14 protein-coding genes, 1 pseudogene and 1 riboswitch are annotated in these 13,180 nt (G+C 61.4%); of the genes and pseudogenes, 4 read left to right on the forward strand and 11 right to left on the reverse strand.

Annotated elements, in window-relative coordinates; genetic code table 11:
- Positions 1–27: 27 nt before the first annotated feature.
- From ACFRFQ_RS29040 to ACFRFQ_RS29065, 6 genes are all read right to left on the reverse strand, one after another.
- Positions 28–516 carry a hypothetical protein gene (locus tag ACFRFQ_RS29040; protein WP_378665063.1) on the reverse strand — a complete coding sequence of 163 codons (489 nt, stop codon included), beginning with the start codon at positions 514–516 and terminating at the stop codon, positions 28–30.
- A gap of 172 nt (positions 517–688) precedes the next feature.
- Positions 689–1,249, reverse strand: coding sequence for a LysM peptidoglycan-binding domain-containing protein (locus ACFRFQ_RS29045; protein ID WP_378665064.1), 561 nt, complete (start codon positions 1,247–1,249; stop codon positions 689–691).
- Between the two features lie 295 nt (positions 1,250–1,544).
- Positions 1,545–2,327, reverse strand: coding sequence for an ABC transporter ATP-binding protein (locus ACFRFQ_RS29050; RefSeq protein WP_378665065.1), 783 nt, complete (start codon positions 2,325–2,327; stop codon positions 1,545–1,547).
- Complete coding sequence (locus ACFRFQ_RS29055) at positions 2,324–3,127, reverse strand: ABC transporter permease (RefSeq protein ID WP_378665066.1); 804 nt, start codon at positions 3,125–3,127, stop codon at positions 2,324–2,326. Before ACFRFQ_RS29055 ends, ACFRFQ_RS29050 begins: the two co-directional genes overlap by 4 nt.
- On the reverse strand, positions 3,105–4,124 hold the full coding sequence (locus tag ACFRFQ_RS29060) for an ABC transporter substrate-binding protein (RefSeq protein WP_378665067.1): 1,020 nt from the start codon (positions 4,122–4,124) through the stop codon (positions 3,105–3,107). Before ACFRFQ_RS29060 ends, ACFRFQ_RS29055 begins: the two co-directional genes overlap by 23 nt.
- Complete coding sequence (locus ACFRFQ_RS29065; protein ID WP_378665068.1) at positions 4,121–4,897, reverse strand: TenA family protein; 777 nt, start codon at positions 4,895–4,897, stop codon at positions 4,121–4,123. Before ACFRFQ_RS29065 ends, ACFRFQ_RS29060 begins: the two co-directional genes overlap by 4 nt.
- A riboswitch (TPP riboswitch) is annotated at positions 4,885–4,980 on the reverse strand. It overlaps the preceding gene by 13 nt.
- A gap of 105 nt (positions 4,981–5,085) precedes the next feature.
- Here ACFRFQ_RS29065 and ACFRFQ_RS29070 point away from each other — a divergent pair.
- A complete protein-coding gene (locus ACFRFQ_RS29070; RefSeq protein WP_378665069.1) occupies positions 5,086–6,654 on the forward strand; it encodes a carboxylesterase/lipase family protein in 1,569 nt (522 codons plus the stop codon).
- A 2-nt stretch (positions 6,655–6,656) separates the two neighbouring features.
- Here the strand turns inward: ACFRFQ_RS29070 and ACFRFQ_RS29075 are convergent, their stop codons facing one another.
- Together ACFRFQ_RS29075 and ACFRFQ_RS29080 are read right to left on the reverse strand one after the other, a co-directional pair.
- On the reverse strand, positions 6,657–7,904 hold the full coding sequence (locus ACFRFQ_RS29075; RefSeq protein WP_378665070.1) for an MFS transporter: 1,248 nt from the start codon (positions 7,902–7,904) through the stop codon (positions 6,657–6,659).
- A gap of 132 nt (positions 7,905–8,036) precedes the next feature.
- Positions 8,037–8,312 (reverse strand): GNAT family N-acetyltransferase, encoded by a 276-nt coding sequence (locus ACFRFQ_RS29080; RefSeq protein ID WP_378665071.1) that lies wholly within the window; start codon positions 8,310–8,312, stop codon positions 8,037–8,039.
- A 559-nt stretch (positions 8,313–8,871) separates the two neighbouring features.
- On the opposite strand from ACFRFQ_RS29080, the gene ACFRFQ_RS29085 reads away from it, so the two are divergent.
- Positions 8,872–9,201, forward strand: coding sequence for a hypothetical protein (locus tag ACFRFQ_RS29085; RefSeq protein ID WP_033236037.1), 330 nt, complete (start codon positions 8,872–8,874; stop codon positions 9,199–9,201).
- A gap of 23 nt (positions 9,202–9,224) precedes the next feature.
- Here the strand turns inward: ACFRFQ_RS29085 and ACFRFQ_RS29090 are convergent, their stop codons facing one another.
- A complete protein-coding gene (locus ACFRFQ_RS29090) occupies positions 9,225–9,869 on the reverse strand; it encodes a Type 1 glutamine amidotransferase-like domain-containing protein (protein WP_378665078.1) in 645 nt (214 codons plus the stop codon).
- A gap of 13 nt (positions 9,870–9,882) precedes the next feature.
- Positions 9,883–10,701 (reverse strand): maleylpyruvate isomerase family mycothiol-dependent enzyme, encoded by an 819-nt coding sequence (locus ACFRFQ_RS29095; protein ID WP_378665072.1) that lies wholly within the window; start codon positions 10,699–10,701, stop codon positions 9,883–9,885.
- A gap of 161 nt (positions 10,702–10,862) precedes the next feature.
- Here ACFRFQ_RS29095 and ACFRFQ_RS29100 point away from each other — a divergent pair, with 161 nt between their 5' ends.
- Positions 10,863–12,401 carry an AMP-binding protein gene (locus ACFRFQ_RS29100; RefSeq protein WP_378665073.1) on the forward strand — a complete coding sequence of 513 codons (1,539 nt, stop codon included), beginning with the start codon at positions 10,863–10,865 and terminating at the stop codon, positions 12,399–12,401.
- Positions 12,402–12,408: 7 nt separating this feature from the next.
- Here ACFRFQ_RS29100 and ACFRFQ_RS29105 read toward each other — a convergent pair whose 3' ends face one another.
- Positions 12,409–12,774 carry a DUF488 domain-containing protein gene (locus ACFRFQ_RS29105; RefSeq protein WP_378665074.1) on the reverse strand — a complete coding sequence of 122 codons (366 nt, stop codon included), beginning with the start codon at positions 12,772–12,774 and terminating at the stop codon, positions 12,409–12,411.
- 276 nt (positions 12,775–13,050) lie between these two features.
- Between ACFRFQ_RS29105 and ACFRFQ_RS29110 the strand changes: the two are divergent.
- A pseudogene (locus ACFRFQ_RS29110) lies at positions 13,051–13,180 on the forward strand (NAD(P)(+) transhydrogenase (Re/Si-specific) subunit alpha); the annotation flags it as partial.

Genomic DNA, 13,180 nt, shown 5'->3' on the forward strand with positions numbered 1-13,180 from the left:
GTCACGTGGTCGCTGACGCCAAACCGGTCAGTCTCCGCTGGACGGGCGTTCGGAATCGATGGTGACGACCGGGATTCCCGTGCTGGTCGGGACTGCCGTTGACGTCGCCGTTCCGGACGGGCGAGTACTCGACGGTGTTGCCGACGCAGGTGTGGACGAAGCGGGCGTCGATGACACGGGAGTGGTGGAACTCGAGCTTGATTCGGTGGTGGTGGACGTTGTCGTCGATGCCTCCACCGAGGTCAGCGGTACGTTGCGCGGGGCCGTGAGCTCGGGTGCAACCTTCCACGTCGGCGTCGGCGGAATCACGACGGTAGGTACGACGATCGAGGTGTAGAACGAGGCAGGCTCGATATCCGCGAGTGAATCAACGGTGATCGTGGAAACCAAGGCGGGTGGGGTGACGATCGGTCCGCCGCCGCCGAATGCTCCGGCCGCTCCGCCGAAGAGGAAGCCCGAAGCGACAGAAATGCCGGCAACTGTGAGCGCGCCGACCATGACAGTTCTGTCTCTCATGCACAACCTGTTCTCCGGGAGCAGTACGCAAAGCACTGTAGGCGAAATCGAACAGTAGTGGCACATCGAAAGCTATTGGGTGGGACGCGAATAAGTGTGTTATAGAACACAAAAGCCGTCTAATGCACAAAACCCCAGGCATGGACGCCTGGGGTTTCGCGGCAAAAAGAGGCTACGCCGGGATGGTCAGAACCTGGCCCGCGTTGATGAGATCCGGGTTGGCGATACCGTTGGCATCGGCGATGCGCTGGTACTGGTTGCCGTCCCCGTAGAAGCGCTCGGCGATCGCCCAGAGGGTGTCGCCGCCCGCGACCGTGTAGGTCTGAGCTGCCGGAGCAGCGGGAGCCGGTTCGGGCTCTGGTGCTGCCGGGGCCGGCTCCGGGGTGGGTTCCGGCGCGGGAGCTGCGACGGCGGTGTCAGTGGACCACAGGGCGCGCTCGCCCGCGTACAGAACGACATTGCGATCGTCTTGAACCGAAAGCGAGACGCCCTCGTTGCCGGAGGTCTGCGATGCCCAGACTGCGTCCCCGTCCTTGTAGAGGACGAAGTTGCCGTCGGCCTGCAGGTCCGCACGATTGGCGCCCGATCCGTTGGTGCCGGCTGCCCAAACTGCGCGGCCGTCCTCGGAGAGAACCAGGTTGCCGTCGGCCTGCAGGGTGAGGGCGTAGGAACCGTTGTCGGACTTGAGTTCCTGGCCGATTGCGAGACTCTGGCCTGACTGCAGTGTGCTCACACTGTCCCTTTCCAAATCTGTTGCGATGGGGTCTTGTCACGCAAACATCACTCGCCAGTTACCTCGCGGTGAGTGGCTGCGTAGGCGGTCCACACTACGTTACTGGAGAGTTTTGTGGAACGCCCGACACACATACTTAAATTTCGTTAAGCGTTATCACTCTGGTAGTGAGTAGATTTGGTCGCAATGGGACTTTGCGGAGCGTCGACCTGGGCCTTGGTTGATCAGCGCCTTCTGAACTGTCGGTGAACTGCGCGTGACTCTCAGCTTATTTTCAGTAATCGGCAGGTGGGGACTAGTCGGACAAAGCGGCCAGAGTCTCGCTGTGCAGCACCTGGAGCAGTTCGCGCTCCACCGCGGCAAATTCCGGCGAGGTGATCATGTCCAGCTCGCGAGGGCGAGGAAGCGGCACGTCGACGACGCGTTTGACCGTGGCGGGTCTCGCCGAGAGAACTACAACGCGATCGGACAGGTAGATGGCCTCACGAATGTCGTGGGTGATCATCAGAACTGTCCACCGATACTGCTGCCACACATCCTGGAGCCAGGACTGCATTTCGGTGCGGGTCAACGAGTCGAGGGCGCCGAACGGTTCGTCGAGCAGCAGCACGGGCTTGCCCTGAACTACAGTGCGCAGCAATGCCGCCCGTTGGCGCATGCCGCCCGAAAGCTGCGACGGAGTGGCATTCTCGAAACCCGACAGTCCGAAGGCGTCAAACAACTCACGGGCCTTGTTGCGTGCGATTTTCCGGGGCACGCCTTGTACTTCGAGTCCCAACGCAGTGTTGTCGAGTACCGAACGCCAGGGAAACAGGAGATCTTTCTGGGGCATGTAGGCGGTCGGGATGTCGCGTCCCGAGTTCGGCAGACCAACGGTGACGCTTCCCGTCGTCGGGGATTCGAGTCCGGCGAGGACGTTGAAGATGGTGCTCTTGCCGCACCCGCTCGGGCCGATCAGCGAGACGAATTCGCCTGGCGCAGCGTGGAACGACACGTCATCGAGAACCCGTCGTGTGTCCGCGCGTGCGCCGAACTCCTTGCTGAGCGAGGCCACGTCGACAATGCGGTCGGTGCTCATCGCGGTGTCCTTTCGCGCAGCGCCCACGGCGCAACGACGCGTTCCATGGCAAAGGTCAGGAGGTACAGGGTGACGCTGATCAGGGCGGTCACGAGAACTGCGGCAAGCACGAGGTCGGTGCGGAAGGAGTTCTTCTGGGTGCTCATGTAGATGCCCAAACCGGAGGTCGCGCCGACGTATTCGGAGAACACCGCGCCCACGACGGCGTAGGTGATGCCGATACGGAGAGCGGTGAAGAACCGTGGAATGGCCGACGGGAGCCTGACGTACCGGAACTCCTGCCAGCGGGATGCGCCCATGCTGCGCAGGAGTGCACCGGCTTCACGATCGGCTGCGGCAAACCCTTCGATCAAACCGATGGTCATCGGGAAGAACGTTGCCAATGCGATCACCAGAACTTTGGGCAACAGCCCGAATCCGAACCAGATGATCATGAGTGGGGCGATCGCAATGATCGGCAACGTCTGCGAGACGACAAAAAGTGGCACCAACGCGCGCGACAGCCACGGTGAAAAGTCCACGACCACAGCAAGAATCCACGCGAGTGCCAGTGAGACGGTGAACCCGATCAGTGTCACCTGAAGCGTCGACAACGCATGACCGGCGATTACCTCGCGGTTGTCCCAGCCCTGCGTCAGTACTCGCCCGGGTGACGGCAGAACTTGTGGACGAATGTCGCTGACGTCGACGTAGATCTGCCAGGCCACTACGAGCAGGATCACCACGGCGAGCGCAGGCAGCGCTCGCCGGGTGACGGATCCCCAGCGAGTTACCACTTCAGGGCGCGGCGAGGTACTCATTGGTGAAGTATTCCGACCAATTCGGTTGCTGGGTCAGCGTCTTGCCGTCCGGGCCGGCCAGCAAGCCGTTGTCGAAGAGGAAACCCGAGTAACCGGACCATGTTTCGAGATTCTGAGTTCCGACAACACCGTTTGCGTCCTTCATGAAGTCGGCGGCAAGCATGCGCTGACTGTCCCGAACGAGGTCTTCGTCGGTGAAAGCGCCCGGGTTGGCGTCGATGAGATCCTGGGCGGCGCGGTCGGGATCTTCGGCGGCCGTCTGGTATCCGCGTTGCACGGCCTTGACGAACTTGGCGGCTTCCTCGGGGTGATCTTTCAGCCACTTCTGATTGCCGTTGATCACAATGGAATACGCGTCGGGAAATCCGTAGTCGGTGTACTGGAAGTACCGCATCGGGGTTCCGTTGCGCTCCGCCTCGAGGCCTTCCCAGGCAAAGTACGACACCGTGAAATCAGCTTGGCCCGAGTACACGGCTTCGTAGGCCGACGTCCCCAGCGTGACGGTGGTGAAGTCACCGGTGCCCCCGTCGTTACGAATCACCTGCTGCAGGGTTTCGACCTCGCCGGGATCGCCGAAGCCGGCGTAGACCTTGCCGTCGAGATCACGCGGACGAGTGATGTCCGATCGGTCGGCCTTGACGCCGATTCCCGTGGCGCGGTGCTGAAGTGGCGCGATGACGGAGACGGTGTCCGCACCCGCAGCGTGGGCGAACGTCGCCTGACTCTGGGTGCTGATCCCGAACTCTGCGTTGCCGGCATCCACCAGAGTGTCGGGGGAGGTGTTGTTGTAGGGCAGGATCGACACGTCCAGTCCGGCGTCGTCGAAGTAGCCCTCCTGCATCGCGACGTAGAGTCCGGTGTGGTTGGTGTTGGGAGTCCAGTCGAGTGCAAACCGGATGGAATCCGAAGATTCTGTGCCACTGGAGCATCCGCTGATCACGGTCAGGGTTGCCGCGAGAGCTGCAGTCGTGGCGAGAATCCGACGTACTGAGATCATGACGCGGGCCAGGGCTGCGGGTGCAATGCCGAATCCCAGAACATCAGCTCGAATCGACTTGCGATCCGGAACGCCTCGCTCATCGCTTCTCGATCTGCTTCGGTAGCGGCGTCGGCTGCGGCGTCGACGAGCACCCGAGCCTTCGCGACTGACTCGTGGAATTCCGGAGCGTCGTAGGTGCTGACCCACTGTGCGTAGGGATGCGTCGGATCTGCGTCCAGGACTTCCCGCGCTGATGCGGCCAGGTCACGGCCGACTTCGGCGTAAATCCAGAAGCAGGGTAGTACAGCAGCCGCCGAGACGGCGTACGGCGCCGTAGCAGCCGTCGCGATCAGGTAGGACACGTATCCCAAGCACGCTTGCGAATGCTCGAGCCGGCTGGTCTCGGCCGGCAGGATCCCGCCGGTGAGAAGGCCGTCGTGCAGAGCCGACTCAACCGTTGCCGCGGTGGACGCAGAGTTGGACCAGAATCCCGCTGCCTGCGGATTCGGTGCATGAGCGGCAACGAGCGACAGCGCTTGGGAGTACCCCTCGAGATAGAGCTTGTCCTGTTCGATGTAGGTGCGGAACGCGTCGAGCGGCAAGGTGCCGTCGCCCAGGCGGCGCAGGAATTCGAGTGAGTCGATCGACTCACGCAGTGCTTGTGTCTCGGCCCAGAGTCGGTCGGTGAAGCGGTCGGAGCTCGGTTCGGTGAGCACCGAGCTTCCGGACACCGCCGTGTTTTCGGCAGACGTGTTTACGGCAGAACTGTATGCAGGCTGTGTGGTAGCCATGACATCCCTTCGTCAGCATTACCTGATCAGGTTCCCGGGTTTGATCTCAGCCCCGCCCATGCGGAGCACCCCGTGTCAGAACAAGGCGACCTTAACACCGCCGCTTTCCGTTGCTCGTCCCCACCTGCCGGAAATTGGTAGGTTTGGAAAAGATTCTCTCAAAGTCGAGGTCGTGAGGAGATTCAGGCATGGACACCGAAATTCGACCGGAAGAGACAGGCGAGAGCACTCTTGTCGTCCGCACGCCAGCCGGCAAGGTCCGGGGATATGCCGATGGTTCAGTTTTCAGCTGGAAGGGTATTCCATACGCTGCCGCCCCGACCGGCGAGCGCAGGTTCCGGGCACCGTTGCCGCGGGAACCATGGGACGGCGTGCGAAATTGCCGCACCTTCGGTCCCATCGCACCGCAGGGGCAAAGCCCGGCCGTCCCGATAGACCGGGCCTTTGTGGTCGATGAGGATTGTCTGTCCGTCAATGTGTGGGCCCCACGACCGGACGGCACACCGCGACCGGTCATGGTGTGGATTCACGGCGGCGCCTATTGCCTGGGTTCGGCTGCCCAATCCATTTACGATGGTCGACACCTCGCGGAGACCGGTGACGTCGTCCTGGTGTCGTTCAACTATCGCGTCGGCGCGATGGGGTTCCTGGACTTGTCTTCGTTTTCGACGCCCGACGTCGTGTTCGAGTCGAATTGTGGCTTGCGTGACCAGATTGCGGCGCTCGAGTGGGTACGTGACAGCATTGCTGCGTTTGGCGGTGACCCGGACGAGGTGACGGTCTTCGGGGAGTCGTCGGGTGCCGGGTCCATCACGACGCTGATGACGTGCCCCGCGGCGGAGGGTCTCTTTCATCGCGCGATCGCTCAAAGTCCACCGGCCACATCGGTATACGGACGCGACCGCGCTCGCTCGGTGGCAAGCCGCTTCCTCGAGCTCATTTCGATTGCTCCGGACGACGCCGGCGAATTGATCGGTACCGAGCTCGAGCTGATCATCAAGGCCGGTGACGAACTGGTCAACGAAATCCCGACCCGGATTCCGGGAACCCTCGCCATGGCGCCGGTGGTGGATCGAGAACTGGTGCCGCACTATCCGGTTGCAGCTTTCCAGAAGGGGTATGCCCACAGGATTCCACTGATCATCGGCTCGAACAAGGACGAGGCGTCGATTTTCAAGTTCATGAAATCACCATTGATGCCGGTGAGTGCGCAGTCGGTGGAGGCGATGCTGCAGGCATTGGCCGATGACCACCCAGATATCTCGCCGACGAGGCTGGCCGAGATCATGTCGGCTTATCCTGATCATGCCAAACCCAGTGGTGCGCTGGCGCTCTCGCGTGACGCCGCGTTTCGGATGCCGACGCTGTGGATTGCCGACGCGCATGCGCGGCACTCACCGACCTGGCTTTATCGATTCGACCATGCCACCCCCATGCTCAAGGCGGCGCGTATCGGAGCTGGCCACGCAACCGAATTGCCCTATGTCTTCGGTAATTTCGGAACACTGAACGTTGACCCGACCTTCTGGTTGGGTGGACGCAAGGCTGCGATGGAGGTGGCGGGTCGGATGCAACGGCGGTGGCTAGCGTTTGCCCGACATGCTGTGCCGGCGGCGCTCGACGGGTCCAAACACTGGCCGCCGTACGACGAAGAGGCTCGATCGACTCTGCTGATCGATTCACCGGACTCGTTGGTTCACGACGCCGACGAGGTACTGCGTATCGCCTGGGGCAACGAGGTGATGGGGTTCAAATAGCGTCAGGGGTGATCGAGTTCGCGCAGTACCGGAAGCGCCGCGCACACGATCGCGATGACCACAATCGGAATCGACAGTGCCACAAAGGTGGATGCGATACCGAGCTGATCGAGAAGCGGACCGACAACAAGGTATCCGAGTGGACCGGCGGCGTAAGCCGTCGACGTCATCACGCCGACCACGCGGCCACGCATGTGCTCGGGGCTACGGGTCTGCATCGCGTAGTTGGCTATCGGGCCCACCGGGCCGTACACGAGACCTTGCAGGCCCGCCAGAACCAGAATCACCCACAAGGGTGGTAGTAGGGCCATCGCCAGCATGGCAACGCCGAGCACGCCGACTGCACAGATCATGATCAGTCGCCGGGACATCAGCGGAGCGAGCGGGGCGTAAGCCAAGGCGCCCACAATTCCTCCGATTGCCAACGCCATCAACACCGACCCGAGCTGGGCGGGTTGATCGAGTTCGGTGAAATACACAGGAAAAACAACACTTTCCACCGGCATGTACAGGGCGACGACGGCCATGTCGACCAGCGCCAGAGTCCGCAGGAGTTTGTTGTTCCACACGAACTTCAGGCCCTCGAGAGTGCCGTGCCAGATGGATGCCGGACGCCGTTCGGGGTCGGGTGTTCCGGCATCGGCCAGGCGGATGAAGGCAACGACGACTATCGAAAGCATAAATCCCGCCGCAGTCACCCAGAGGGTGTTGACCGCGCCGATCGTGGCGATCAGGACGCCGCCGACCCCGGGGCCGATCAAATACGCGACGTTGTAGTTTGCCTCGTACAGGCTGTTGGTTCGATCGAGTTTCCATCCCGCTGCCCGCGTAGCCGCAGGGAGCATCGATTCCCGCGCCGCCATACCGGCCGGATCGAATGTTGCACCGAGTGCAGCCAGAGCGGCGATCACCGGAATGCTCAGACCTGAGGTGACCGCGAAAATCGGAATTGCCGAGGCTGACACGGCGGACAACGCGTCGGACACCATCGAGGTGCGTCGACGGCCGAATCGATCAACGAGGGTGCCGGAAAACAAACTCGCGATCAGTAGCGGCACGGCAGCTGCGCCGGCAACAATTGCTGCGTCGGTGGCGCGCCCGGTGCGCTCGAGAACGAGCCAGGGGATGACCACAATGGCGATGCCGTTTCCGATTGCGGAGAACAGCGTTGCGAGGTTGATCAGAACCAACGGAAGGTAGTGGATCTGGTTGGACGTGCCCGCGCGTCGCAGTCGGGGTGTGAGCGTCACGGACGTTCCTTCCGGGCGACGGGCAACGAACTGGTGTTTCCACCAACACTGCCCGACACGCGTGAAGTCCGCGACTGATTTTTGACGGCTCACTAGGCCTCGGGGTTAGTTATCCCCGAGGCAACAAGCGAGTTACACCAGGACCTGAAACTCCGGATTCTGCGCGACGAACTTTTCGACGTACGAGCAGGACGGGACAATCTTCTTACCGTCGGACTGCGTCTGTACAAGCGCTTCGCGCACGACGACGGCAGCGAGTCCGCGGCCACGGAACTGCGGGTAGGTGACGGTGTGGTGGAAGTCACGCACTCCGTTTGATTCGGAATACTCCGCAAAACCTGCCAGTTCGTCATCCGAGTAGATCTCGAAGCGGTTCTCGTCGACGTTGTGTACGACTGTGTCGGCCATTGTGGGTGGGCTCCGTATCGGTGAGGGGATGTTCCCTCGACGGTACCGGGGCGATAGGTGGCTTCAGGATCATGAGGTGCCGTCTCCCGGTGATTGCTGCTCGGGGAATTGGACGGCTGTTCAAAGCTGATCGTGTACGGCGATGGAGGGTCCAAAACCTACTGTGTACTAGGCATTCTCCGTGTGAAGATGTGTTCGAAAACAGCGATACACATGATTTGCTACCGTAACTATCCCACCTGTTGGGATAGTTGAAAAAGATTTTTTCGCCAGGGGATTTGTTGCTTCTGGGAGGCCTGAATAATCGGGCAAATCGCTGGTCAGGCCGAGTTGCCCGAGATGCGGACCAATGTCTTCGCTGCGATGGCACTAGGTCTCGAATAGGCACCGACGCGGCATCGTTTTCCTGAGCGCAACCCAAACGAAGCCTTGGGGGGTTAGCGTGTGCATCGTCGGGGATAAACGAAGCGTTACAGGTTCACCGGAAAACCTTCTCGGGTGTACCTAGGCAACGAATAGTCGTCACATCGTCGTCGGACACTTCGAGGAAGGAACGCACATGATTTTCGGACAGCGTGAGTCGAACAGTTACCTGGCTGCAATATTTTCGTACGACTTCCTCGATGAGCACATCGGATACGAGACGATTGCCCGCATTCACCGCGGCGAAATCGACGATTGGATCCGGGACCTTGCCGCGTCCGGACTCTTTTCCGCAGCCGAGGTGCGCGCAGCAGAACTCGCGTGGCACAAGAACCCGCGACTGCTTCTCGACGCGCTACTCGAAGATGCGGACGAAGTGTCCGTCAAGCGTTGGGAAATCGCCTGGGCGCGACTCGATCGCCAGTCGCACAGCGTTCACCCGGCACCTGTTGCCGAGCACGGTTGAAGGGCATCTGACGACCGAGGTGGTCAGATGACGGACGGTTCGCCGCCGCCGTCGACAACAACAACCTGCTGATCGCTCAGAACCCGAAACGGTATCTTCTCCGCCGTCAGTATTGCGATTGACTGTGCCGTGGCCGCAGGATCCTCGAGAACCGAACCGCCGCCATGCGGAACAATCGCGAAATCGACGAGTCCCAGGCCGGTCCACACCGGCTCGATTCCGCACGTAGGCAGTACATCCGACGGATCATCGGTGACGTCCAACCCGATCAGGGTCGGGGTGGCCACTGCGGCGCCGGCGCTGTATCCCGCATAGACAAGTTCCTCATCGCGCACAAGGCGTTCGAGGACGTCGTCTGCTCCTGTCCGCGCTAGCTGCGCGCGCAGGACAAACGTGTTGCCGCCGCGGACCCAGACGCCGTCGAACGTCCGCAGTGCCTGCTCCAGTGGGCCGGGCGAGTGCGTGTAGTCGCGGACGTCGAGTTCCTCGGCGTCATATCCCGCTCGGCGCAGTGGAGCCAGTTCACTGGTGACTGCGGAGGCTCGGGAGGCGGCAGGCCACGCGTCGGCGGCCGCGGCGATGACGGCGATCCGAGCGCCAGGGCCGACCAGTTCCGCGAACCGGGTGTGGTGGTCGCCGAACCGGTACGACGCCAGGAACAGCTTCATCGGACGGCGCGGCTCAGATCGTGAACGCAAGGTTGTCGAGGATCCGCTTACCGAGCGCGTGGTCGCCCTCGATCGTGATCTCGTCAAGATGATCAGCCGCGTGGACCCGTCCGCACGCAAGGCGCGTGAAGAGTGGGGAGCTCATCCGGGCGGTCACGGTGGGCGGCCCCTCCAGGGTGGGAACCAGAGCCGCACGACCGTCGACGGCGATGTGCAGTTCGCGGGCCAGCGGGCCGCTCAGATCAAAGGTGATGCGAGAGCCGTCCGGCGCCTTGCCGCGCTTGCCGACAACAAATCCGAGGGAACTCGAAATTTCCTTGAACGCCATCTCGGCGCGTGGACCACCTTCGTCGCCGGGAGCACCGACGGCGTCACGGATGTCGAGCTCGTGCAGCCAGCAGTCGAACAATCGGATGCGCATGAAGCGGCCGTACGGTGCCGGACCGACGGGAGTGGAAGACTCTGCATTCCAATCGGATTCGCTCAAGTTCTGAAGGGCGGCGGTGCGTGCAGACGTGATCTCGCGGTACCGCTCGAGTAGTTGCGGCGACGGGACCCGTCGAAGTCCCTCGACCCACTGCTCGTTGAAAGCGCCGATCTCGTTGTGAACGTGGGGGAGCCCGTGAACATTGACGTCGGTGGTAGGCGGCTCGATTCCCGAAAGCAGTGATTCGGTGCCGATCAGGTGCGCGGTGACGTCGTGCACGGTCCACCCGGGCAGGTTGGTGGGGGAGAACCAGCCGTCGCCGTCGAGGGTGGAGAGAAGCGCGTCGATGACCTGCCATTGCTCGATCAACAAATCGGTGACGGATTGCTGGGGCCAGTCGCTCATGTGACTTGTCTCCGTTGGTTCGCAGGGGCACTGTCCTTCCACTGTAGGGCGAGAAAGTTCGGTCGCCGAGGCAATGAAGCCGTTCCGTCGAAATCGAATCGGACCGCGCCGCCTTGTGATAAACCGGGGTGGACGGACGAGAAGCTGATTGAGGAGTGCACGTGTTTCCTGGAAATTTTGTTGCTTCCACGCCGAACAAGCCCGCGATCATCCGGCCGTCGACCGGCGAGTCGATCACGTACCAGGAACTCGACGAGCGGTCGATCGCACTCGCCCGGCATCTACGTGGGCTGGGGTTGAGCCCTGGCGATCACGTTGCGCTCATATCGAACAACGACTTGCGTGCTTTCGAAGTGTATTGGGCCGCACTGCGATCCGGTCTCTACATCACCGCAGTGAACTGCCATCTGACGGCGCCGGAGTCGGCGTACATCGTCGATGACTGTGAGGCGAAAGTGCTGATTGCCTCCGCTTCGGTGGCACACGCTGTACCGACGGATCCGGCGCTGACTCCCGGAGTTCTCCACAAATTGGCGTACGGGGGTGAGCTCGCGGGATTCGGGGATTACGACGCAGCCCTTGCGGCGCAATCGACCGCGCCGCTGGATTCGCAACCTCGCGGCACGGACATGCTGTACTCCTCGGGAACAACCGGTCGCCCCAAAGGGATCAAGGGAGATCTCCCGGAAGGCGAAGTCGACGCCACGATGGACCCGTTCACCGCCGTGTTCGCGCCGATGTACGGATTCGATTCCAGCACAGTCTATTTGTGCCCGGCGCCGATCTATCATGCTGCGCCGCTGCGGTTTTGCGGAGTCATCAACTCGGTGGGCGGCACGGTGATCTTGATGGACAGCTTCGATGCCGAGACGGCGCTGTCGCTGATCAGCGAGTACGGCGTCACGCACAGTCAGTGGGTGCCGACAATGTTCGTGCGGATGCTCAAACTTCCCGAGGAGACACGACTCGGATACGACGTGTCGAGTATGAAGGTAGCAATTCATGCCGCGGCACCGTGCCCGCCGGAGGTCAAGGCGTCGATGATCGACTGGTGGGGTCCGGTGATCAACGAGTACTACGCGTCGACGGAAGGCGCGGGCGCAACATTCATCAACAGTGAGCAGTCGCTGTCGCACCCGGGTTCGGTCGGTCGTGACGGAGTAATGGGGACTGTCCATATCTGTGACGATTCCGGCGCGGACCTTCCCGTCGGTGAGATCGGCACAGTCTTCTGGGAACGTGAGACGCTGCCGTTCCGCTATCACAACGACCCGGAGAAAACTGCGTCCGCGCAGCACCCCGATCATCCGACCTGGACCACGAGCGGCGACATCGGGTACATCGACCACGAGCGGTTCCTCTATCTCACCGATCGCGCCGCCTTCACCATTATCTCGGGTGGCGTCAATATCTACCCGCAGGAGTCGGAGAATGTTCTGACTCTGCATCCGAAGGTTTTCGACGTCGCGGTAATCGGAGTCCCCGACGAAGAGATGGGTGAACAGGTCAAGGCCGTCGTTCAGTTAGTAGACGGAATCGAACCTTCGCCGGATGTCGCCGAAGAATTGCTGAAGTACGTGCGCGATCGCGTTTCACATTTCAAGGCACCGCGGTCTATCGACTTCGCCGACGAATTACCTCGAACTGCCACGGGAAAACTCGTCAAGCACAAGTTGCGATCCCAGTATGTGAATAGTTGAGGAATCGTTACACGATTGCGCGGAGATAATCGGCCAGCACCGACGCGTGGCTGTGAGCGAGGTCCTTGCTCGCAGTCAGCAGCACGATGGGGCGAGTGTCCGCTGTGGGTGTGACGCGCTCGATGTACTCGCGAACTGGAACGGCGTCGAGTTCTGCGCGATACTGCGCGGCAAACGCGTCGAAGCGAGTCGTGTCGTGGCCGTACCACTTTCGTAGTTCGGTGGACGGCGCCAGTTCCTTCGCCCAGTCGTCGAACGGCAACTCGTCGCGTCGTACTCCGCGCGGCCAGAGTCGATCCACCAACAGGCGCACTGCGTTATCAGTTTCAGGCTTTTCGTAGACCCGTTCTACGGCGATCTTTCGACGCTTCACGATCGAGACCTCATGCCTCGATTGTTGTTCACATCGTGGAATGAGTCGACCCCGAGCTGTGATCGGGGTCACATTATAATGAGTCGCATATCGCCAAAGATACTGTTCGGACTCGATTCAGATGAAGAAAGTGGTTATTCGTGTTCACTTTCCGCGGAGAAGTCTGGCTAGTATCAGTCACCATTCACCCAAAAGCGGGTCATCTTCCGCTCACCCCACGTTGGCCGCCGCTCATCGCAGCAGGCGAACCACCAACCGCAGAAGGTAATGGAACAAATGGAAACATCGAAGAGCGCACAAGTGCGTCCGTCGGTCGGCGTCCCTCGGGAGTCGAGTGACGGTGAGCGTCGGGTCGCGTTGGTGCCGAAGATCGTGGCGGCTCTGATCGGTAAGGGCGTCGACGTCG

It is taken from the genome of Rhodococcus sp. NPDC056743 (genome assembly GCF_042790355.1).
In the GTDB taxonomy this organism is placed as follows: domain Bacteria; phylum Actinomycetota; class Actinomycetes; order Mycobacteriales; family Mycobacteriaceae; genus Rhodococcus_F.